This is a genomic window from Phaeobacter sp. G2 (assembly GCA_025163595.1).
Lineage (GTDB): Bacteria > Pseudomonadota > Alphaproteobacteria > Rhodobacterales > Rhodobacteraceae > Pseudophaeobacter.
In genome coordinates, this window is sequence record CP104100.1 from 3,198,050 (window position 1) to 3,218,658 (window position 20,609).

Sequence of the window (20,609 nt, forward strand, 5' to 3'; positions counted from 1 at the left end):
ACATTGCTTTATTTTCCTCTTTTGCAAGGAACCTTAAATGTCCGAGACCATTCAAAAACAAGCCGCCGAAGCCGAAGCCCAAGTCATGGCAGTGGCTGCAAATACCCTGCCAGACCCCGTCGAAGAGGTGCAGGCGCTCGCCACTGCCACCCCCGAGGTCAGCGCCGAGATCACCACCCGCATCGGTGAAATCGACATGGGTGACAGCAACTCGATTATCCGTTTTGGCTCTGGCGCTCAGGCGGAGTTGCAAACCATCAGCCAGGCGATGCTGGCGGATGTGCGCAACAAGGACGTCGGCCCGGCTGGCGATTCCCTGCGTGGCATCGTCACCACCATTCGCGGCTTTTCCGTCTCGGAACTGGATGTGCGTCGCAAACCCACCTTCTGGGAGCGCCTGTTGGGCCGCGCCGCGCCCTTTGCCAAATTTACCGCCCGGTTCGAAACCATCCAGAGCCAGATTGACAAGATCACCGACGACCTGCTGGGCCATGAGCACACCCTGCTGAAAGACATCAAATCGCTGGATATGCTCTATGAGAAAACTCTGAACTTCTATGACGAACTGGCGCTTTATATTGCCGCCGGTGAGGCCAAGCTGGCCGATTTGGACGCCAATGACATCCCCGCCCTGGAGGCAGCCGTCGCCGCCGCGCCTGAGGACGATCAGGTGATGCGCGCCCAGGAGCTGCGGGATCTGCGCGCTGCACGCGATGACCTGGAACGCCGGGTGCATGACCTTAAACTCACCCGTCAGGTCACCATGCAATCGCTGCCGTCAATCCGTTTGGTGCAGGAAAACGACAAGAGCCTGGTCACCAAGATCAACTCGACCCTGGTCAATACCGTGCCCCTGTGGGAAACCCAGCTGGCCCAGGCGGTGACCATCCAGCGCTCGGCTGAGGCCGCCCAGGCCGTGAGCTCTGCCAATGATCTCACCAATGAATTGTTGACCTCCAATGCCGCCAACCTGCGCCAAAGCAACAAGATGATCCGCCAGGAGATGGAGCGCGGTGTCTTTGACATTGAGGCGGTAAAACAGGCCAATGCCGATCTGGTTGGCACCATCCAGGAAAGCCTGCAAATCGCAGACGAAGGCAAGGCCCGCCGTGCCGCCGCCGAGGAAGAGCTGAAAAAGATGGAAGGCGAATTGCGCGATACCCTGGCCGCGGCCAAGGCGCGCAAAGACGGGGTTGGCGACAATGCTGGCACCGCCGTTCCCGGCTGAATGATGGCACAGGCAGTAGCGGCAATTCTTCGGGCCATGCGGCCCCTTGTAGTGGCGGCCCTTGGCGGGGTCGCCCTGACCGCCTGCCTGCCCAGCAGCCCCGGAACCTCTTTGGTGCCGGAACAACGCCCGCAAGTGCTTCCGGCGGCCTATCGCCCGCCCTCGGTTGAGAGCGCCCAACTGCGCAATTATTACCGGGTGCTACAGCAGGACCTGCTGACCCGTGGATTGCTGCGCACCGACGGGGGCGGACCAGAAACCCCCTATGACGCCGATGATCTGGCGGAGCATTTTGAAGAGATCGCCTTTTACAATGAATATGCCGGGCGCAGCGGCAGCGGATTGACTGGCGGCTTGAGCCGCTGGTCCGGGCCGGTCAAGCTGGTGGCGGATTTTGGCCCCTCGGTGCCCGAGGCACAGCGCCAACGCGACCAAACTGTGTTGGCGACCTATGGCGCACGCCTGTCACGCGTCACCGGCCATAACATCACCACCACGGCCAGACAGGGCAACTTTCATGTGATTTTTGCCAGCGCCGATGATCGTGCCTATGTGGCTGAAAAAGTGCGCGACCTGTTGCCCAACCTGAGCGACAATGACCTGCAGCTATTTGTCAATCTGCCGCGCAGCCACTATTGTTTTGTGCTGGCAGGTGGGCCGCAGAATGCGCCCTTTGACTATATCCGCGGCGTTGCGCTTATTCGTGCTGAACATCCCGATCTGGTCCGCGACAGCTGCATCCACGAGGAAGTGGCCCAGGGCCTGGGACTGCTGAATGACAGCCCCAAGGTGCGGCCTTCGATTTTCAACGACGATGACGAATTTGCCTATCTGACCAGCCATGACGAATTGCTGCTCAAGATGCTGTATGACCCCAGACTGCGCACCGGCATGCGCATCGAAGAAGCCCGGCCAATCATCCGCATCCTTGCCCGCGACGTAATGGGGCAACCGCTCTGAGCACGGTGCCCGTTTAGTTTCCGATTTAGACGACAAGAGAAAAGGACCAGAAACATGGGAATATTTGACTTTCTCAAAGGCGAATTCATTGATGTCATTCATTGGACCGATGATAGCCGCGACACCATGGTCTGGCGGTTTGAGCGTGAGGCGCATGAGATCAAATACGGCGCCAAACTGACCGTCCGCGAAGGTCAGGCGGCGGTGTTTGTCCACGAAGGCCAGCTGGCCGATGTCTTTACCCCCGGTCTCTATATGCTCGAGACCAACAACATGCCGGTGATGACAACCCTGCAGCACTGGGATCATGGCTTTCAGTCGCCGTTCAAATCCGAGATCTACTACGTCAACACCACCCGGTTCAACAATCTGAAATGGGGCACCAAGAACCCGATCATCTGCCGGGATCCGGAGTTTGGCCCGGTGCGCCTGCGCGCCTTTGGCAGCTATTCGATCCGGGTGGTGGATGCGGCCCGTTTTCTGACCGAAATCGTGGGCACCGATGGTGAGTTCACCATGGATGAGATTTCGTTCCAGATCCGCAATATCATCGTACAGGAGTTTTCCCGCGCGGTGGCAGGATCAGGCATCCCGGTGCTGGATATGGCAGCCAATACCGCCGACCTGGGCAAGCTGGTCGCGGCTGAAATTGCACCAACCCTGGCCGAATACGGCCTCTCCATTCCGGAACTCTATATCGAGAACATCTCGCTGCCCCCGGCGGTCGAGCAGGCCATGGACAAGCGCACCCAGATGGGCATTGTCGGAGATCTGGGGCGCTATACCCAGTTTGCCGCCGCCGAAGCCATGGGCGCTGCGGCGCAGACTCCCAACAGTGGCATGGGCGCAGGGCTTGGCATGGGAATGGGCATGGCGATGGCTCAGCAGATGGGGCAACAGATGCAGCCAGAGGCAGCGGGGCAAGCCGCAGGTCCCTGGGGCGCCCGTCCCGCGCCCGCTGCAACCGCAGCTGCAGCGCAAGCGGCACCGCCGCAGGCCGCCCCCGTCGCCCCGCCGCCACCACCGGTGGAACATGTCTGGCACACGGCGGAAAATGGCACCACCTCTGGCCCATTCTCCAAGGCCCGCCTGGGGCGCATGGCGCAGGAGGGCACTCTTAGCCGCGACACCCATGTCTGGACACCGGGCCAGGACGGCTGGATGCGGGCTGGGGATGTGGCTGAACTGGCGCAGTTGTTCACTGTTCTGCCGCCTCCTCCGCCCCCGGCTCCTGCCCCGTAAGGAAGCCGTTGATGTGTCAGCGGGGAGCCGTCGCACAGAAGGCCCCCCGTGACGTTGGACCGGGTGAAAAAGAGCCCAATTTCAGCCGTTTACCTTCCAACTCATAAGAGCGGACGTCAGCTCCTGGCTGGTGTCGTTAAAGGCCTTGCCGTCGAAGGCGGCAAGGGCAACTGCGGGCTTTCCATCCGAAATTTCCTGCGCAATCTTGCCTGCGTTCTGGTGAAACTTGCCATGCAGGGCCTTGATGGTGTTGACCCGTTCGCGGTTGCGCTCGTTCAATCCAACGCTGTGCAACCATTTGCCAAATCGGCATTTTTCGTCCCGACAGATATCTTGAACAGGCAAATTGGTCTCGTTTTTCATCGCAGCCGGTCCTTGAAGGCTCCATGGGCGCGAATGGCCTCTGAGATTTCTTCGCAGAAAGCATTATCTGACATAAACATAACTCCAGGTGGTATCGTCATTCTCCTCTAGGACGCCACACTCCTAAAAGACCATTTCGGTGTCGCTCCATAGATCGACACGACTCCGGCGACAAAAGAGGGAGATCCAATAAGGACAACCAGAAGAACGACTGCTATAAAGCCTCAAACATCCTAGCCAGATTTAGGAGCTTCAGTGACCGACGCACCTCCCCCCCTGCCGGAGACCCTGTCTCAAACGCCCGCCACTGCCGCGCGCGAAACCAACCGGTTCCCCTGTGAGCAATGCGGCGCTGACTACCGGTTCGATCCAAAGGCCGGGAGTCTGGTCTGTAGCCATTGCGGCCATGCCCAGGTTGTCCGTGACACAGCCGATCATGGCAGCCCCCTGCGGGAACTGGACTTGAAAGCGGCGCTGGCACAGCAGCTGCCCGAGGTTGAGATGGAGGTGACACGGGTCACCAGCTGCCCAAACTGTGCGGCCCAGGTGGAGTTTTCCGCTGAAACCCATGCGCTTGAATGCCCGTTTTGTGCCACACCCGTGGTGGCAGATACCGGCGAAAGCCGTCATATCAAACCCAAAGGCGTGGTGCCGTTTGAGTTGGAGGAACGCGCCGCCCATGAAGCCATGAGCAGCTGGCTAGGACGGTTGTGGTTTGCCCCCAATGGCTTGCAGGCCTATGCCCGCAAGGGCCGCGCGATGGAGGGGATCTATGTGCCCTTCTGGACCTATGACGCCGAAAGCCAGAGCCGCTATTCCGGGGCCCGGGGCACCACCTATTATGTGACACAAACAGTCATGGTGGACGGCAAGCCAGAGAGCCGCCGGGTTGCCAAAATCCGCTGGACCCCCGTGTCGGGTCGCGTGCGCCGTTTCTTTGATGACGTGCTGGTGCTGGCCTCCAAGAGCCTGCCCAAGCGCTACACTGACGCGTTGGAGCCCTGGGACCTGTCCGCACTTGCCCCCTATCAGCCGCAGTTTCTCGCCGGTTTCCGTGCTGAGGCCTATGCTGTGGATCTGGAAGAGGGGTTTCAGGAAGCCCGGGCGCAGATGGACCGGGTTATCGAACGGGACGTGCGCTTTGACATTGGCGGCGACCGCCAGCGCATCGCCCAGATTGACACCCAGTTGTCTGACATCACCTTCAAGCATGTGCTGCTGCCGGTCTGGCTGGCCGCCTATAAATACCGTGGCAAGACCTATCGCTTTGTAGTCAATGGCCAAAGCGGTCGCGTCCAGGGGGAACGGCCCTATTCCGCCTGGAAAATCGCTGCCGCGGTCAGCCTCGGTCTCGCGCTCTTGGCGGTTGCGGCCTATTTCGGCGCGCAGCAATAACAGACTGGCGCCGAAATTGCTCTCCTATCAGCTGGACCTAGCCCGGGCAGATCTCAATCCTGCGTGCCCTAGTAGTGGCTTCCAAAGCTGTGTTCGGGACCGAGACATACAGCACGCCCCCGCCCGATCTTGACGCTGGCAGCTTGGCCATCCGTATCCTCGGGCGGGCGAAAACAGCGACCAAAAGCACCGTACAGGTGCGCGCTAAAGTACCTGGTTTTGCCTTTGTTTTTAGATTGGGGGCGCTTTTCACCTCGTGATGGCAAGGAGCCATCAGCTAAGGCTATCGAAACCAGTCTCGAATGGCCCTGTATCACTGTCAAATTGCCGAGCTATCCGCTTGCACAGCTCCGGGGCAGAGGCCAATGTGCCGTCAAACCACCAGGAGCCGCCATGTCCATCGATCTGTCAGACCTTCAGGAGCTGTTCACTGCCCGCCATAGCTGTCGTGCCTTCTTGCCCGAACCGGTACCGCGCGAAGTGACCGAAGGCATCCTGACCTGTGCCCAAAAGGTGCCCTCCTGGTGCAATGCGCAGCCCTGGAAGGTGACCATTACCAGCGGCACCGAAACAGACCGGCTGCGTCAGGCATTGATGGAAGCGGCGCACAGCAGTGACCACAGCCCTGACCTCGCCTTTCCGAGCGCGTATGAAAATGAATACCAGGCCCGCCGCCGCACCTGTGGCTGGGCCCTGTATCAGGCTGTCGGGGTCCCCAAAGGGGATCGCGCCGCCTCTGAACGGCAAATGATGGAGAATTTTGCACTCTTTGGTGCCCCTCATTGCGCCATTCTGTCTACGCCGGTGGAGCTGGGAGGCTACGGGGCGATGGATTGCGGTGGCTTTGTCGCCGCCTTTACCCTGGCCGCCCAGGCTGCTGGGGTTGCAACCATTCCCCAGGCCGCCGTGGCCTCCTATGCGCCGCTGCTGCACGATATGCTGGACATCCCGCAAAACCGGCAAATTCTCTGTGCCATTTCTTTTGGCTATGGCGACCCAGATCATCCCGCCAACAGCTTTCGCACCAGCCGCGCAGCTCTGCCCGAATTTGCCGAGTGGCGCGGCTGATCGCCCGGCAGACTGAAAGCTTTGTCCAGGGCAGAACAGCTAACCCCAAAGGGGCATCTGCTCCCGATCCTTCTAAACAAGAGGTCCCAGCCCCATGCGCGCAGTCATTCAACGCGTTTCCGAAGCCTCGGTCACGGTAGATCACCAGATCATCGGCAAGATTGAGACCGGCCTGCTGGTCCTGATCTGCGCCATGCAGGGCGACGACAAGGCACAGGCAGACTATCTGGCCAAGAAAATCGCCAAGCTGCGTATCTTTCAGGATGACGCAGGTAAGATGAACCGATCGGTGCTTGATATTGCGGGATCCGTTCTGGTGATCAGCCAATTTACCCTCGCGGCAGAGACCCATCGCGGCAATCGGCCGGGGTTCTCAACTGCAGCTCCCCCGGCCGAGGGTGAGGCGCTTTACACCTATTTCGCCGACCAGCTCGCAGCCCAGGCAGTGCCCGTGCAACGCGGATCTTTTGGGGCAGACATGAAGGTCAAATTGCTGAACGACGGGCCGGTGACTATCTGGATGGACAGCGCTGAACGCTGAGCCGCGGGCGCTCAAAAGGCAAGACCTGCTCTGATGTCACGGCCCGTCTCGGCTGTTGTTCACCCCACACTCCGCCCCGCGCCATCCCGGTTTCAGCATCGCTTTGCAGCGGGAAAATCACCGGGGCGCACACGAAGCATCCGCAACAAAATAGTCGAAAACCGACCAAAGCCCCGCCATGGATTCTTTTCGTTTTGGTGACAAAATGCCCCTTCCGCTCTTTGGACGGGGCAAAAACACCTGCGTTGCGTCACAAAAGTCAAAAACTCATCAGTTAAGAAAAATAGGGGTCGAATGCAGGTTTACCTCACAAATGCGGCATGACACCTTCAGAAGGCGACACCAGACAGATTTCGAGGCTTTGCAGAAGTTTCGCCAAACGAGGTCTGTCGTTATTAAAGCTTGCGAGGTCGCGGCAAATGCGCAAATCTTGGTGCATCATACAAGAAATTAGCCGCTGAGATCGCTGACCGTGATTGCAAGCTGCAGGAACTAAAACTGGGAGACATCGATGAACGATCACCTTCATTATCTGGCGCGCCATGCCGCAGCCGGCAAACTGAGCCGCCGTGATTTTATGGCAAAAGCCGCCGCACTGGGCTTTAGCGCCGCTGCAGCCGGCACGCTGCTGACCACCGAGGCCCGCGCCGCAGGTCCACAAAAGGGTGGTACCATCCGGATGGGTCTGCAGGGGGGTAGCACCACTGACAGCCTGGATCCGGCCCTGTCCACCAATATGGTCAGCCTGATGATGATCCGCCTGTGGGGTGAGGCGCTGGTTGAGCTGAACGACGATGGCGGTCTGGACGGCAAAGTGGCCGAAAGCTATGAAGCCTCTGCAGATGCCAAGGTCTGGACCTTCAAAATCCGCAAGGGTATCACCTTCTCCAACGGCAAAGCCGTCACCGCAGAAGATGTCGTGAAGACCATGGAGCGTCACTCTGGCGAAGACACCAAATCAGGTGCGCTTGGCATTATGCGCGGCATCAAAAACGTCTCTGCTGATGGCGACACCGTTGTTTTTGAACTGGAGACGCCAAACGCTGACCTTCCCTATCTGATGGCGGACTATCACCTGGCGATTCAGCCCGGTGGCGGCATGGATGATCCGGCTGCCGCAATTGGCACCGGCCCTTACATCATCAAAGACGTCGACATGGGTGTCCGCATCGTGGCCGAAAAGAACCCCAACCACTGGGATGACCTTGGCAATGCTGATACCATCGAACTGATCGTCATCAACGACAACACCGCCCGTGTGGCTGCCCTGCAGTCCGGCCAGGTGGACATGATCGACCGGGTACCGCCACGCACCGCCAAGCTGGTAGACCGGGCGCCCAACATCAAAGTGCACTCCACATCAGGCCCCGGCCACTATGTGTTCATCATGCACACCAACACGGCCCCGTTTGACAACAACGATGTGCGGATGGCGCTGAAGTACGGCATCAATCGTCAGGAAATGGTCGACAAGGTTCTCAACGGCTATGGCTCGATCGGCAACGACAGCCCGATCAACTCCTCCTATCCGATGTTCACCGCGGTTGAGCAGCGTGAGTTTGATCCTGACAAGGCCATGCATCACCTGAAGAAGTCCGGTCACGATGGCGAAATCCTGTTGCGTACCTCGGACAACTCCTTCCCCGGCGCTCCTGATGCTGCGGCGCTGTTCCAGCAGTCCTGTGCCAGTGCCGGTATCGACTTGAACGTCAAGCGCGAGCCAAACGATGGCTACTGGTCCGAGGTCTGGAACAAGCAGCCTTTCTGCACCAGCTACTGGGGTGGCCGTCCAACCCAGGATCAGATGTTCACCACCGCCTACCTGTCCACCGCAGACTGGAACGACACCCGTTTCAACAACGAACAGTTCGACCAATTGCTGTTGGCAGCCCGTGCCGAGCTCGACACTGCCAAGCGGACACAAATGTACGCGGACATGGGTGAAATCCAGCGTGACGAAGGTGGCCTGATCTGCCCAATGTTCAACGACTTTGTGGATGCGACCTCTGATCGTCTGGATGGCTGGGCCGAAAAGTCCAAAGGCCAACCACTGATGAACGCTTATGCCCCAATGAAAATGTGGGTGAAGGCATAAGATGCCACTTATCATCAAACTATTGGCCCAGCGCATTGCGCTGGGCCTCGTCCTGCTTTTCCTCGTTTCTGGCCTGATCTTTGCCGGCACGATGATCCTGCCGGGTGATGTCGCGCAGTCGATCCTGGGCCAATCGGCCACTCCCGAAGCGCTAGCGAACCTGCGCGCAGAGCTGGGGCTGAACGATCCCCCGTTGCAGCGCTATATTCAATGGCTCGGCGGTGCGATTACCGGCGATCTGGGCACTGCCTTGACCAGCGGCGCCGACATTACTGCAAGCATAGCGAAACGCCTGTCCAACACCCTGTTCCTGGCCTTCTGGGCTGCGATCATTGCGGTGCCGCTGGCGATTTTCCTCGGACTTCTGGCAGTGCGGTTCAAAGACCGCTGGCCCGACAAGCTGATCTCAGCCGTTACCCTGGCCTCTATCTCTATTCCCGAATTTCTCATCGGCTATGTGCTGATGTATCTGATTGCAGTGAAACTGCGCTGGTTTCCATCGGTTGCAATGATCAACGACAGCATGTCCCTGGGGGATAAGCTCAGCGCCATTGCCCTGCCCGTCACGGTGCTTACCCTGGTGGTTCTGGCCCATATGATGCGCATGACCCGCGCCGCGATCCTGAACGTGATGCAATCGGCCTATATCGAGACGGCTGAACTGAAAGGTCTCAACGGCTTTCAGGTGATCTTTCGCCATGCCTTCCCCAATGCGATTGCGCCTATTGTAAATGTTGTGATGCTGAACCTTGCCTATCTGGTGGTCGGCGTCGTGGTGATCGAGGTGGTCTTTGTCTACCCCGGCATGGGCCAGTATCTGGTGGACCATGTCTCGAAACGCGATGTGCCGGTTGTACAGGCCTGTGGTCTGATCTTTGCCGCCGTCTATATCGGTCTCAACATGGTGGCTGATGTCGTCGCGATCCTGTCGAACCCCCGTCTGAGGCATCCAAAATGAAGAATATCCCAATCTCCGCTATGATCGGGTTGTTCTTCACGGCCCTCTATTTTCTGGCAGCAATTTTTGCACCACTGATCGCCCCCTACGGCATGGCCGAAGTTGTCGGTGATGTCTGGGAACCCTCCCGCGTTGAAATCATGCTGGGCATCGCGCCCGATGGTGTCACCGAAGCCAACTACTGGCTTGGAACTGACAATATCGGCCGCGACCTGCTGAGCCGCATGATCTATGGTGGGCGCACCACCATCTTTATCGCCACTGCGGCGACGATCCTGTCCTTTACACTCGGCTCCACCCTGGGCTTTTTTGCTGCCGTAGCCGGTGGCTGGATTGATCAGGGGCTGTCGCGCTTTGTTGACCTGGTGATGTCGATCCCAACGCTGATCTTTGCCCTGGTGGTTCTGTCCGTGATGCCGGTGACAGTGCCGGTACTGATCCTGGTCATGGGGCTGCTGGATTCCACCCGTGTCTACCGTCTGGCCCGCGCCGTTGCGGTGGATATCGAAGTCATGGACTACGTCGAAGCAGCCCGCCTGCGTGGCGAGAAAACCGCCTGGATCATCTTCCGTGAAATCCTGCCCAATGCGCTGTCCCCTCTGGTGGCCGAAATGGGCCTGCGGTTCATCTTTATGGTTCTCTTTGTCTCTACCCTTTCCTTCCTTGGGCTTGGCATTCAGCCGCCCGAAGCGGACTGGGGCGGTATCGTGAAAGAAAACAAAGACGGTATCGTCTACGGCATTCCGGCGGCCCTGATGCCTGCCTTTGCCATTGCCACACTGGCCATCTCGGTCAACCTGGTGGCTGACTGGGTGCTGAACCGAACTACTTCTTTGAAAGGAGGCCGCGGATGAGCGAACCCCTGCTAAAAGTACGCGGCCTGAAGATCGGCGCAACGGCCTATCCTCCGGGTGAAAAACCCCATGACATCGAAATCGTGCATGGGGTGGATTTTGACGTCCAAAAGGGCAAGGTGCTGGGACTCATCGGCGAGTCCGGTGCTGGTAAATCCACTATCGGCCTTGCCTCCATGGCCTATGGTCGTGGTGGTGTAAAAATCACCGGGGGTGAAGTCTGGGTCAATGGCCGTGACATCATGCAATCCAGCCTGGGCGATATCCGCAAGCTTCGCGGCGGTGAGGTGACATATGTCTCACAATCCGCAGCGGCCTCATTTAACCCCGCCAAAAAGATCATTGATCAGGTGGTAGAGGCTGCCGTCGAGCAGAACAAATTCAGCCGCAAAGAAGCGGAAGAGCGCGCTCGGGTGTTGTTTGAGAAACTTGGCCTGCCCGATCCAGACAATATTGGCGATCGTTTTCCCCATCAGGTGTCCGGTGGCCAGCTGCAGCGCTGCATGACAGCGCTGGCGCTATGCCCGGAGCCGGATCTGGTGGTGTTTGATGAGCCGACAACGGCGCTGGATGTGACCACCCAGATTGATGTGCTGATGGCAATCAAGGAAGCCATTCGCGATACGGGTGTTGCGGCCTTGTATATCACCCATGATCTGGCCGTTGTGGCCCAGGTCAGCGATGACATCATGGTGCTGCGCCACGGCAATATGGTGGAATACGGGCCTGTTGATCAGATCATCAACAACCCACAGGAAGAGTATACACAAGCACTGGTTTCTGTCCGCTCGATCGACCACGAAGAAAAATCTCCCAGTGGCGATCCGGTCCTGAGCGTGCGCAATATCACCGCCCGCTACAAAGGCACTCAGTTTGACGTTCTGCATAGTGTGAATGTGGATCTCTACCCGGGCCAGACTCTGGCTGTGGTGGGGGAATCCGGCTCAGGCAAATCAACGCTCGCCCGTGTCATCACCGGTCTTTTGCCTCCGCGCGAGGGGGAGATCGAATTCGCTGGTCGTGTGCTATCGCCCGATCTGGCGGGACGCTCCCGCGAGGATCTGCGCGAATTGCAGATGATCTACCAGATGGCGGATGTGGCGATGAACCCGCGTCAGACCGTGGGCACCATCATCGGCCGCCCGCTGGAGTTCTATTTCGACATGAAGGGTGGCGAGAAGCGCAAGCGGATCATCGAACTGCTGGATGAGATCGAACTGGGCGAAGACTTCATCGATCGCTACCCGGCCGAACTGTCGGGCGGGCAAAAGCAACGTGTCTGCATCGCCCGTGCCCTGGCGGCCAAGCCCAAGATGATCATCTGCGACGAGGTCACCTCGGCGCTGGATCCCCTGGTGGCCGATGGCATTCTCAAGCTGCTGCTGGAGCTGCAAAAGGTCGAAGATGTTGCCTTCCTCTTCATCACCCACGATCTGGCGACTGTCCGCGCCATCTCTGATTCCATCGCGGTGATGTATCAGGGCAAGGTGCAGCGCTATGGCGGCAAGAACCAGGTGCTTAGCCCGCCGTTTGATGACTATACCGATCTTCTGCTCAGTTCTGTGCCCGAGATGCGTCTGGGCTGGCTGGAAGAGGTCATTGCCAACCGTAAAATGGAAAGTGCCGGCAACTGATCCGGCTGACCTTTTTACGCTAAAACCCTTCAGGCCCGTGCAATTTGCGCGGGCCTGCGTCGTTTTGGATCTATACATTCCATTTTAAGCATGTTTATATATTCCAAAATTGGAATATTATTATCATGTTAGGAATAGGTCGATGACCAAATCTCGCTCCCCTGCTGGCGCCGCCGCAGGTCAAAGCTATTCTCCGCTCTACTTTCTCGCCTCCCTCGGCGCTGGTGGTCTGACTGTCACCTTCTTTATGTACCTGATGTTCTGGGTGCCCCATCCCGGTCGCCCCGTTCCCGTCTTTGAAGACCTCATGACGGTGTTTGCCAAGGATAGCCTGCCTTTGAAAGGCGCCGTAGTGGTGGCAATGCTGGGGATTGCTGTCTTTGCCTTTTTGAACGTGAAGATGTTGCTGTGGAACTTTGCAGCGCTGTCGCGGTTTAAAAAGACCGATGCCTATAGCGACCTGTGCAAAACCAATGGCGAAACGACCCTTCTGGCAGGTCCATTGGCCACAGCGATGACCATCAATGGGGGCTTTATTGTTGGCCTGGTCTTTGTGCCGCAGCTCTGGAGCGTGGCTGAATATCTGTTCCCCGCAGCCATGGTGGCCTTTCTGGCTGTGGGCATCTGGGCCTTCCGCCTGATCGGGCATTTTCTGGGCCGGGTTCTGGCCGAAGGTGGCGCCTTTGACATGACGGCCCATAACTCCTTTGCCCAGCTGCTGCCCGCCTTTGCCCTGTCGATGGTGGCCGTGGGACTGTCGGCCCCCGCAGCGATGAGCGGCAACAGCCTTGTGGTTGGCGTCTCCCTGGTGCTCTCGACCTTCTTTGGGGTCACTGCAATGCTCTATGCGGCCTATGCCTCTGTCACTGCCTTCTCCTCCATGCTGATGCATGGCACCGCGCGCGAGGCTGGCCCCACATTAATGGTGATCGTGCCGCTGCTGACTGTGCTGGGCATCATGATGCTGCGCCAGAACCACGGGCTGCATGCCAGCTTTGACGTACATGGCGCCCCGGCTGAAACCTTGGTCCTGCTGGCGCGCATCCTGACCATCCAGATTGTCTTTTCGCTGCTTGGCCTTTTGGTGATGTCCCGTCAGAAATATTTCTCTGACTTTGTCTTTGGCGACAAGCTGTCTGCTGGCTCTTATGCGCTGGTCTGCCCCGGTGTGGCCCTGTCGGTTATGTTGCATTTCTTTATCAACAAGGGTCTGGTTGGCACCCAGATTGTCGACAAGTTCAGCCTTTCCTACTGGGCTCTCACCGCCTTGGCCCTGGCTTTCCAATGGGCGATGATTGCGCTGGTGCTGCGCCTCAACCGGCAGCATTTCAAAGGGGTGGCAACTGCAGCAACTGCGGTGCCAGCTGAGTGATCCGGGCAATTGACCCTGGCAATTGACCTGACGAAAAGCAGAAAAATGACGGGTGGCGGCCTCGCCATCCTTTTTTTGAATGGTAATTCAAGTTCTCCTCGCAATGATGTGTCTAGGACGCCCGGCGGAACAAAAGGATTCGGATTATGAACAACAAATTGCTTCTCATCATTCTGGATGGGGTCCCCTATCGCAACTTCCGCCGTCTGTTTGGCAACCTGGAAGGCTGGGTCGATAGCGGTGAGGCGAGGGTGTGGAAGCTGCGCTCGGTTCTGCCCTCCATTTCTGCCAGCTGCTATGCCTCCATCCATACAGGAGTCGCGCCCGCAGAACACGGCTGCACCGGCAATGGCAATGTCTTCAAGCTGAGCCACAAGGACGTCTTTTCCCAGGTGCGCGAGGCCGGCGGCACCACCGGTGCAGTGGCCCATAGCTTCTGGTCGCAATTCTTCAACCGCCATCCCTTTGACTATGTGCGTGATATTGAGTACGACGAGCCCGACAATGCCACCATCAACCATGGCCGCTTTCACACCATGACCGGCTATGGTCACGACAACCAGATGACACCCTCAGATGTGGATCTGTTTGGCACGCTGACCAATCTCTGCCTGCGCTTTGGCCTGAATTACGGCATGCTGCACACCTGCACCCTGGACAGTATGGGGCATCGGTTCTTCCATGATTGCCAACAGATGGACCATGCCTGTTTCGTGATGGATGAGATGCTGGCCCCCTTTGTCACCAAATGGCGGCAACTGGGCTATGAGGTGATTGTCACCGCAGACCATGGCCAGGATGAACGTGGTCATCACGGCGGACGCAGTGCGCTCCAGCAAGAAACCGCGCTCTACTACTTTGGCACGGCCGAGGGCCCTGACAAGGACGATGTGATTGACCAGCGCCAGTTGGCACCAACAATCCTGGACAGGCTTGGTGCCCCGATTGCCGATACCATGACGGCAAAGCCGTTTTTGAAATAGGCCAAAATCCAGCGCCCCTCTCTCCTTTGGCCAGCGCCACATTTGGAGAGAGGATCGCGCCGCACATGAAAGGCGTTTCCATGAACCACCTTTATTCTTCTCTTCTTTCAGCTCTTGGCGCGGTGCTGCTCAGCGCATCCTCAGCCACCGCCAATGATTATTGTGAAGATCTCTGGTTCACGCGCAATGCCATCATGGATCGGGCTGGCTATTGCTTTGGCTCGCCCCTTGGTCAGGCCATTTTTGACAACAGCGACTGCCTGGGAAAGTCCGTATCACTCAGCAGCGATGACGAGAAAAGAGTCACCGAACTGCAGCGCCTGGAGCAGCAAGAGCAATGCAGCGTCAATACAGCAAAACGGCATCTTTCCCTGGGCGATCTAGGGCTGCGCAAAGGCCTGTGGCATCTGCCCTTGCGAGACCTGTCCGGAAGCGCCTGCATCGGCTGGCTGGGTCCCCAGGTCGGTCTGCGCATCGGTCATAGCCAAGATGCACCGATCATCGGGAAAATCAGCCCGGGCGACACCATTGGCTACAACTACCTTCCCGAGGACGGCTGGGACTACGTACAGGTCTATGACAGCAACTGGTCGCTGAAATCGGCAGGCTGGACCGATCTGGCGGTCTCCCCCAAGAGCTGCCGAGACATCGCTGGCTAGACGTAGCGCACGCGGTCACTGGCACCTATCAATCGTAGGGCCAGATGCCCTGCCCCAGCGCCTCTACCGCGGCTGAGATGCGCTCAAAACTGTCGCGCGCGCGCCCAACCGAGTGGCGGGCGCGCAGAAACCCGTGCACCAGCCCCGGCTCGTTGATCCAATAGGCCTTGCCCCCGGCTGCCTGGATCCGGTCCCGGTAGTCCCGGCTATCATCGCGCACCGGATCACAATCCGCCGAGACCAGAACCGTCGGCGGCAAACCGGTAAAATCCTTGTCCTGTAACGGCGCGAAAGTAGGATCCGGCCCCAGATCGCCTTTGGGGCGGCGCACATCCATATAAAAGAGGATCTCGTCACGGGTCAGCATGGGGGCCTGCGCGTGCTCCAGATAGGAGCCGGCATTGATGTCGCCTCCAAAGGCGCCGTAGATCAAAACCTGCCCCATAACTGCCGACGACAGTTCGGTATCCGCCCGTGCGGCATGGGCCAGCGCCGCACAGAGATTGGCCCCGGCGCTATCGCCCATCAGGACAACGCCTTTGCCATAGGTTGCAACCACCCATCTGAGCGCCGTCCAGGTGTCTTCGAACATGGCCGGGTGCTGGTGCTCTGGCGCCAGGCGATAGTCGACCGCAACCACGCGGTAGCCGGTTTGCGCGCAGATTTCGGCGCAGACATCATCGTGACTGTTGAGATCACCCACAACAAAGCCGCCACCATGACAAAACAGCACCGTGCGACTGGGATCACCCGCCGTATAAATTCGCACCGGCACATCAGACACCCTGCGGTCTTCGCTGGTCACCAGATCGGGGCGCGGTGCCAGAAATTCCCGCGCCATATCATTGTAAACCCCGCGCTGCTCTTCAATGCTAAGCGCAACAGCGTCCTCGGGATAACACTCCCCGGTCTTGCGGATGAAGGCCCAGGTTTCTTCGTCGATTAGTCTCTCATAGTCCATGCCTGGCCCTTCAGTATCGTGGTTCTGGGCAACAGCCTAGGCCAGAGCACCGGGGCAAGGGAATGGTCAAAGCGCAAAAAAAGGGCACGCCCTGCTGGCGCGCCCTTAACAAATCCGTCCCGACCGAATGCGGTGGTCGTTACGCGTTTCTCACTCAGCTGGCCAAAGCGGCCTCTGCGGCCATGTGTTCCCAAGGGCGGGTAAAGCCGCCCAGCACAGCGGAGACGTCACCGTCACTGGCGCCATTGGCCTCCAGCTGCGCCACCAGACCGCGCTTTTTATCGTCAATCACAGCGACGACCCGCGCCGGACAGGACGCCTTCAGCAGGGCCTCGTTATAGACGCGGGTTATGGCGTGTTTGCGCAGATCCGGTTTGAAGATCTTGCCCACCGCCGTTTTGGGCAGCTCGTCCATAACCGTCAGGTGTTTTGGAATGGCGGCGCGCTCATGCACGTGGACCTTGCAATACTCCAGCAGCTCCTCTGCTGAGGTCTTAGCTCCCTCGACAAGTTCGACAAAGGCACAGGGCAGTTCGCCCGAATGGGCGTCTGGCTGGCCAATGGCACCGGCAAAGGCAACGGCCTCGTGGCCCAAAAGCGCCTCTTCGATTTCAGCCGGATCAATGTTGTGACCGCCACGGATAATCAGATCCTTGGCGCGCCCAGTGATCCACAGGTAGCTGTCTTCGTCAAACCGCCCCAGATCCCCCGTGCGCAGGTATTTATCCTTATAGTAGAGATCGACGTTTTTATCCGCCTCGGTATAGGTATGGCCTGCGTAAACACCAGGGTTGGAGATACAGATCTCGCCCACTTCATCGGTGCCACATTCCACCAACCCGTCGGCAGTTCCCTTGACGATCTTCACATCCGTATAGGGGAAGGTAATACCGATCGAGCCGATCTTTTTCTCGCCATCGACCGGGTTACAGGACACCAGACAGGTGGCCTCGGTCAGACCGTAGCCTTCAATGATATTGATGCCGGTGGCATCCTGAAACCGGCGGTACAGCTCAACCGGCAGCGGTGCAGAGCCGGAAAAGGCGGTTTTTACCGTCGAGATATCCGCATCCACCGGGCGCTGCATCTTGGCCGAAATTGCCGTGGGCACGGTGATGATAAAGGTGATTTTCCAGCGCTCGATCAGTTTCCAGAAATTATCGAACACCCCATCGCCACGATAGCCCTGTGGCGTCGGGAACACCACATGCGCGCCTGAGGCAACCGAGGCCATGATAATGACGTGACAGGCAAAGACGTGGAACAGTGGCAACGGACACATGATGTTGTCGTTCTCAGTATATAGCAGCGTGCTGCCGATCCAGCCGTTGTAGATCATACCAGAGTATTTGTGCTGAGCGACCTTGGGCATGCCGGTGGTGCCGCCAGTATGGAAGTAGCAGGCAACACGGTCCGTGGTGCTGTCGGCAAAGGTCAGTGTGGTTGGCTGTTTGCGCATCTCGCCACGCAGGGATTTGTAATCAGCGTGGGCGACTTTATCTTTGTTTTCCAACTTGGGACGCACCAATGGCACGATCCAGGATTTTGGCGGCGTCAGGTAGCGGTTCAAATCCACTTCCAGAACAGTATTCACACCCGGTGCGTGACGCACCGCCTCGACCACTTTCTGTGCCACGTCAGTCTTGGGGAAAGGTTTCAGCGTCACCACGACCTTGGCCTTGGTTTCGCGCAGGATTGAGGCAATCTGTTCGGGTTCCAACAGTGGGTTGATCGGGTTGACGATCCCCGCAACGGCCCCCGCCAGCATGGTGACAAGGGTCTCGTTACAGTTGGGCAGCACATAGGCCACCACGTCTTTTTCCCCGATACCCAGCTCGCGGAACAAATTGGCCGCTTGCGTCACTTGATCCTTAAGCTGGCTCCAGCTCAGGGTTTCCGCCTTATCGGTGGGACCAGAAAAGATCTGATAGCTTACCGCATTGTTATTGGGAAACTTGTCTGTTGTACGTGACAACAACTGATACAGAGTGACCGGGTTGTCCCGCTCCTCCCAGCTCGCCTCGTTCTCCATCGCAATGCTGTCATCTATCGTGGCAAATGCCATTGTAATCCTCCCCTGATCCCGGCTTTAGCCGGGAAACTCCTCTTCAACCCCAATCTGAGGGCAAAAGCCAGATCGTGCAAGAGAATGGCGAGGATCACGTCAAGGCAACAAGCCGTTTTGACGTCGCGACACAAGCAGCCTGCCCCAGGCAAGCCGCTTGCAAAGGGTCCTATTCTGCGGCCAGCCCGTCGGTAAACTGCAACCGCGCCAACCGGGCATAAAGCCCACCTTCGGCGACCAGCGCCTCATGGGTGCCGGTGGCGACCACCTGGCCTTCTTCCATAACGACAATACGGTCGGCCTTTTTAACCGTGGCAAGACGGTGCGCGACGATCAAAGTTGTGCGGCTTTGGCTCAGCTCATCCACTGCGGCCTGCACCAAACGCTCGCTTTCGGCATCCAGCGCCGAGGTGGCCTCATCCAGCAGCAGAACCGGCGCATCACGCAGGATGGCACGGGCAATGGCGATCCGCTGTTTCTGCCCCCCCGACAGCATCACACCGCGCTCGCCAACAAAGCTGTCATAGCCCTCGGGCAGGTTTGAGATGAACTCATGCGCCGCCGCTGCCGCCGCTGCGGCCTCGACCTCAGCATCCGTCGCATCGGGGCGACCAAAGCGGATATTTTCGCGAGCGGATGCGGCAAAGATCACCGGATCCTGGGGCACCATGGCCAGATACTGGCGGAAATCATCGCGCTGCAAATCCGGCAGCGCGACACCATCCAGCAAGATTGCCCCCTTGTCGGGATCATAAAACCGCTGGATCATCTGGATGATGGTAGTTTTACCCGCGCCTGACGGACCGACAAACGCAACCGTTTCACCTGGGCGCACCGTCAAGTTTACCTCATTCAAGGCCTGTACCCCGGGGCGGGACGGGTAGGCAAAGCTAACATCCTCAAAGGTGATCTCACCCTGGACAGGCTGGGACAGGGTCTTGGCTGCCTTGGGATCCTTTACGGTATCCGTTGCGTTCAGCAGTTCAATCAGCCGCTCGGTGGCCCCGGCGGCGCGTTGCAGCTCGCTCCAGATTTCCGACAGCGCCGCCACGGATCCGGCAACCAACACCGCATAGATCACAAACTGGATCAGGGTGCCTTCGCTCATCAGTCCGGCGCGCACATCATTGGCGCCCATCCACAGCACCCCAACAATACCCGAGAAAACCAGGAAAATCACAATAACGGTCAGATAGGCACGGGTTTTGATCCGCGTGATCGAAACATCAAACGCGGTCTCGGTCATTTTGGAAAACTGCGCACGGCTGGCGTTTTCATGGGTGAAGGCCTGCACCGTCTGCACCGCGCCCAGCGCTTCGCCTGCATTGCCAGAGGAGGCCGCGATCCAGTCCTGGTTCTCGCGGCTAATGCCCCGCAAACGACGCCCCAAAACCATGATCGGCACGATGACCGCTGGGACAATCAGCAAAACCAGACCGGTCAGTTTGGCCGAGGTCAGCAGCATCAGCACCATGCCACCAATAAAGATCAACAGGTTGCGCAGGGCAATGGATACCGAAGAGCCCAGAACCGATTGGATCAGGGTGGTATCGGTGGTGATACGGCTCAGCACTTCACCGGTCATGATCTTTTCAAAAAAGGCCGGGCTCATGCCGATAACACGGTCAAAGACGGCCTTGCGAATATCCGACACCACGCGCTCACCCAATCGGGTCACCAGCGCATAGCGCAGCCCGGTCCCCACAGCCAACAAAGCCGCGATGACCAAAGCGGCCATAAAATACTGATTGAGCAGCGCGCTTTCGGAGATCCGAAAATTATCCACCACCCGGCGCACCGCCAGGGGCAGCGTCAGAGACAAACCCGCCGTCAAGACCAGGGCGCAGGTGGCCGCAAACATCAACAGCCAATAGGGGCGCATAAAAGGCCACAAGGCTCCAAGAACCCCGATTTCGCGAGAACTCTCGCGGTCTTCTTCTGTTGTCGGAGCTGCCTTATTTCGCGCCATACCGAGTCCCTTTGACAGTTTTCCCTGCTCGGGCCTGGTGCCCTGCGGTCCAAGCAGGTTCATGGCCCTCCCAGCTCAGCAGGTCAAGCAACTCTCGCCCGGTTGCTGAGAACAAACCGGGGGCATGGGCTGCCGAATGGCTGCTTCGGACAAAAAGACGCAATAAAATTTCGCCTACGACTATCTATCGTCGCGGCGAGCGAACAACTCACAGGTTGCTTGGGGCGCAGATGCCGATCCGCAGGGTGGCACCCAGTGGATC

Annotated in this window: 17 protein-coding genes; 13 read left to right on the forward strand and 4 right to left on the reverse strand. The window is 58.4% G+C overall.

The window, feature by feature from the left end; genetic code table 11:
* Nucleotides 1–37: 37 nt before the first annotated feature.
* Genes N1037_15255 through N1037_15265 form a run of 3 tightly spaced genes read left to right on the forward strand, consistent with a single transcriptional unit; the run spans nucleotide 38 to nucleotide 3,430 of the window.
* The gene (locus N1037_15255; protein ID UWS78619.1) at nucleotides 38–1,228 is read left to right on the forward strand and encodes a toxic anion resistance protein; all 1,191 of its coding nucleotides are present in this window, start codon (nucleotides 38–40) and stop codon (nucleotides 1,226–1,228) included.
* 3 nt (nucleotides 1,229–1,231) lie between these two features.
* A complete protein-coding gene (locus tag N1037_15260; protein ID UWS78620.1) occupies nucleotides 1,232–2,188 on the forward strand; it encodes a DUF2927 domain-containing protein in 957 nt (318 codons plus the stop codon).
* A 54-nt stretch (nucleotides 2,189–2,242) separates the two neighbouring features.
* Nucleotides 2,243–3,430, forward strand: coding sequence for an SPFH domain-containing protein (locus N1037_15265; GenBank protein ID UWS78621.1), 1,188 nt, complete (start codon nucleotides 2,243–2,245; stop codon nucleotides 3,428–3,430).
* An 81-nt stretch (nucleotides 3,431–3,511) separates the two neighbouring features.
* On the opposite strand, the gene N1037_15270 is transcribed toward N1037_15265, so the two are convergent.
* Nucleotides 3,512–3,793 (reverse strand): CZB domain-containing protein, encoded by a 282-nt coding sequence (locus N1037_15270; GenBank protein ID UWS78622.1) that lies wholly within the window; start codon nucleotides 3,791–3,793, stop codon nucleotides 3,512–3,514.
* A 276-nt stretch (nucleotides 3,794–4,069) separates the two neighbouring features.
* On the opposite strand from N1037_15270, the gene N1037_15275 reads away from it, so the two are divergent.
* From N1037_15275 to N1037_15320, 10 genes are all read left to right on the forward strand, one after another.
* A complete protein-coding gene (locus N1037_15275; GenBank protein UWS81372.1) occupies nucleotides 4,070–5,188 on the forward strand; it encodes a TFIIB-type zinc finger domain-containing protein in 1,119 nt (372 codons plus the stop codon).
* Between the two features lie 393 nt (nucleotides 5,189–5,581).
* A complete protein-coding gene (locus tag N1037_15280; GenBank protein UWS78623.1) occupies nucleotides 5,582–6,256 on the forward strand; it encodes a nitroreductase in 675 nt (224 codons plus the stop codon).
* 94 nt (nucleotides 6,257–6,350) lie between these two features.
* The gene (dtd, locus tag N1037_15285; protein ID UWS78624.1) at nucleotides 6,351–6,797 is read left to right on the forward strand and encodes a D-aminoacyl-tRNA deacylase; all 447 of its coding nucleotides are present in this window, start codon (nucleotides 6,351–6,353) and stop codon (nucleotides 6,795–6,797) included.
* Nucleotides 6,798–7,308: 511 nt separating this feature from the next.
* Nucleotides 7,309–8,892, forward strand: coding sequence for an ABC transporter substrate-binding protein (locus N1037_15290; GenBank protein UWS78625.1), 1,584 nt, complete (start codon nucleotides 7,309–7,311; stop codon nucleotides 8,890–8,892).
* A gap of 1 nt (nucleotide 8,893) precedes the next feature.
* Nucleotides 8,894–9,850 (forward strand): ABC transporter permease, encoded by a 957-nt coding sequence (locus N1037_15295; protein ID UWS78626.1) that lies wholly within the window; start codon nucleotides 8,894–8,896, stop codon nucleotides 9,848–9,850.
* Nucleotides 9,847–10,704, forward strand: coding sequence for an ABC transporter permease (locus N1037_15300; GenBank protein UWS78627.1), 858 nt, complete (start codon nucleotides 9,847–9,849; stop codon nucleotides 10,702–10,704). Before N1037_15295 ends, N1037_15300 begins: the two co-directional genes overlap by 4 nt.
* A complete protein-coding gene (locus tag N1037_15305) occupies nucleotides 10,701–12,338 on the forward strand; it encodes an ABC transporter ATP-binding protein (GenBank protein UWS78628.1) in 1,638 nt (545 codons plus the stop codon). The genes N1037_15300 and N1037_15305 overlap by 4 nt, the downstream gene beginning before the upstream one ends.
* A 142-nt stretch (nucleotides 12,339–12,480) precedes the next feature.
* The gene (locus N1037_15310) at nucleotides 12,481–13,710 is read left to right on the forward strand and encodes a hypothetical protein (GenBank protein ID UWS78629.1); all 1,230 of its coding nucleotides are present in this window, start codon (nucleotides 12,481–12,483) and stop codon (nucleotides 13,708–13,710) included.
* Between the two features lie 146 nt (nucleotides 13,711–13,856).
* On the forward strand, nucleotides 13,857–14,693 hold the full coding sequence (locus tag N1037_15315; protein UWS78630.1) for an alkaline phosphatase family protein: 837 nt from the start codon (nucleotides 13,857–13,859) through the stop codon (nucleotides 14,691–14,693).
* 65 nt (nucleotides 14,694–14,758) lie between these two features.
* Complete coding sequence (locus N1037_15320) at nucleotides 14,759–15,352, forward strand: DUF4453 domain-containing protein (GenBank protein UWS78631.1); 594 nt, start codon at nucleotides 14,759–14,761, stop codon at nucleotides 15,350–15,352.
* Between the two features lie 28 nt (nucleotides 15,353–15,380).
* Here the strand turns inward: N1037_15320 and N1037_15325 are convergent, their stop codons facing one another.
* The 3 genes from N1037_15325 to N1037_15335 form a co-directional block, all read right to left on the reverse strand.
* A complete protein-coding gene (locus N1037_15325) occupies nucleotides 15,381–16,313 on the reverse strand; it encodes an alpha/beta hydrolase (protein ID UWS78632.1) in 933 nt (310 codons plus the stop codon).
* Between the two features lie 154 nt (nucleotides 16,314–16,467).
* Nucleotides 16,468–18,378 carry an acyl-CoA synthetase gene (locus N1037_15330; GenBank protein ID UWS78633.1) on the reverse strand — a complete coding sequence of 637 codons (1,911 nt, stop codon included), beginning with the start codon at nucleotides 18,376–18,378 and terminating at the stop codon, nucleotides 16,468–16,470.
* A gap of 169 nt (nucleotides 18,379–18,547) precedes the next feature.
* Nucleotides 18,548–20,347, reverse strand: a complete 1,800-nt coding sequence (locus N1037_15335) for an ABC transporter transmembrane domain-containing protein (protein ID UWS78634.1) — start codon at nucleotides 20,345–20,347, stop codon at nucleotides 18,548–18,550.
* Between the last annotated feature and the right edge of the window lie 262 nt (nucleotides 20,348–20,609).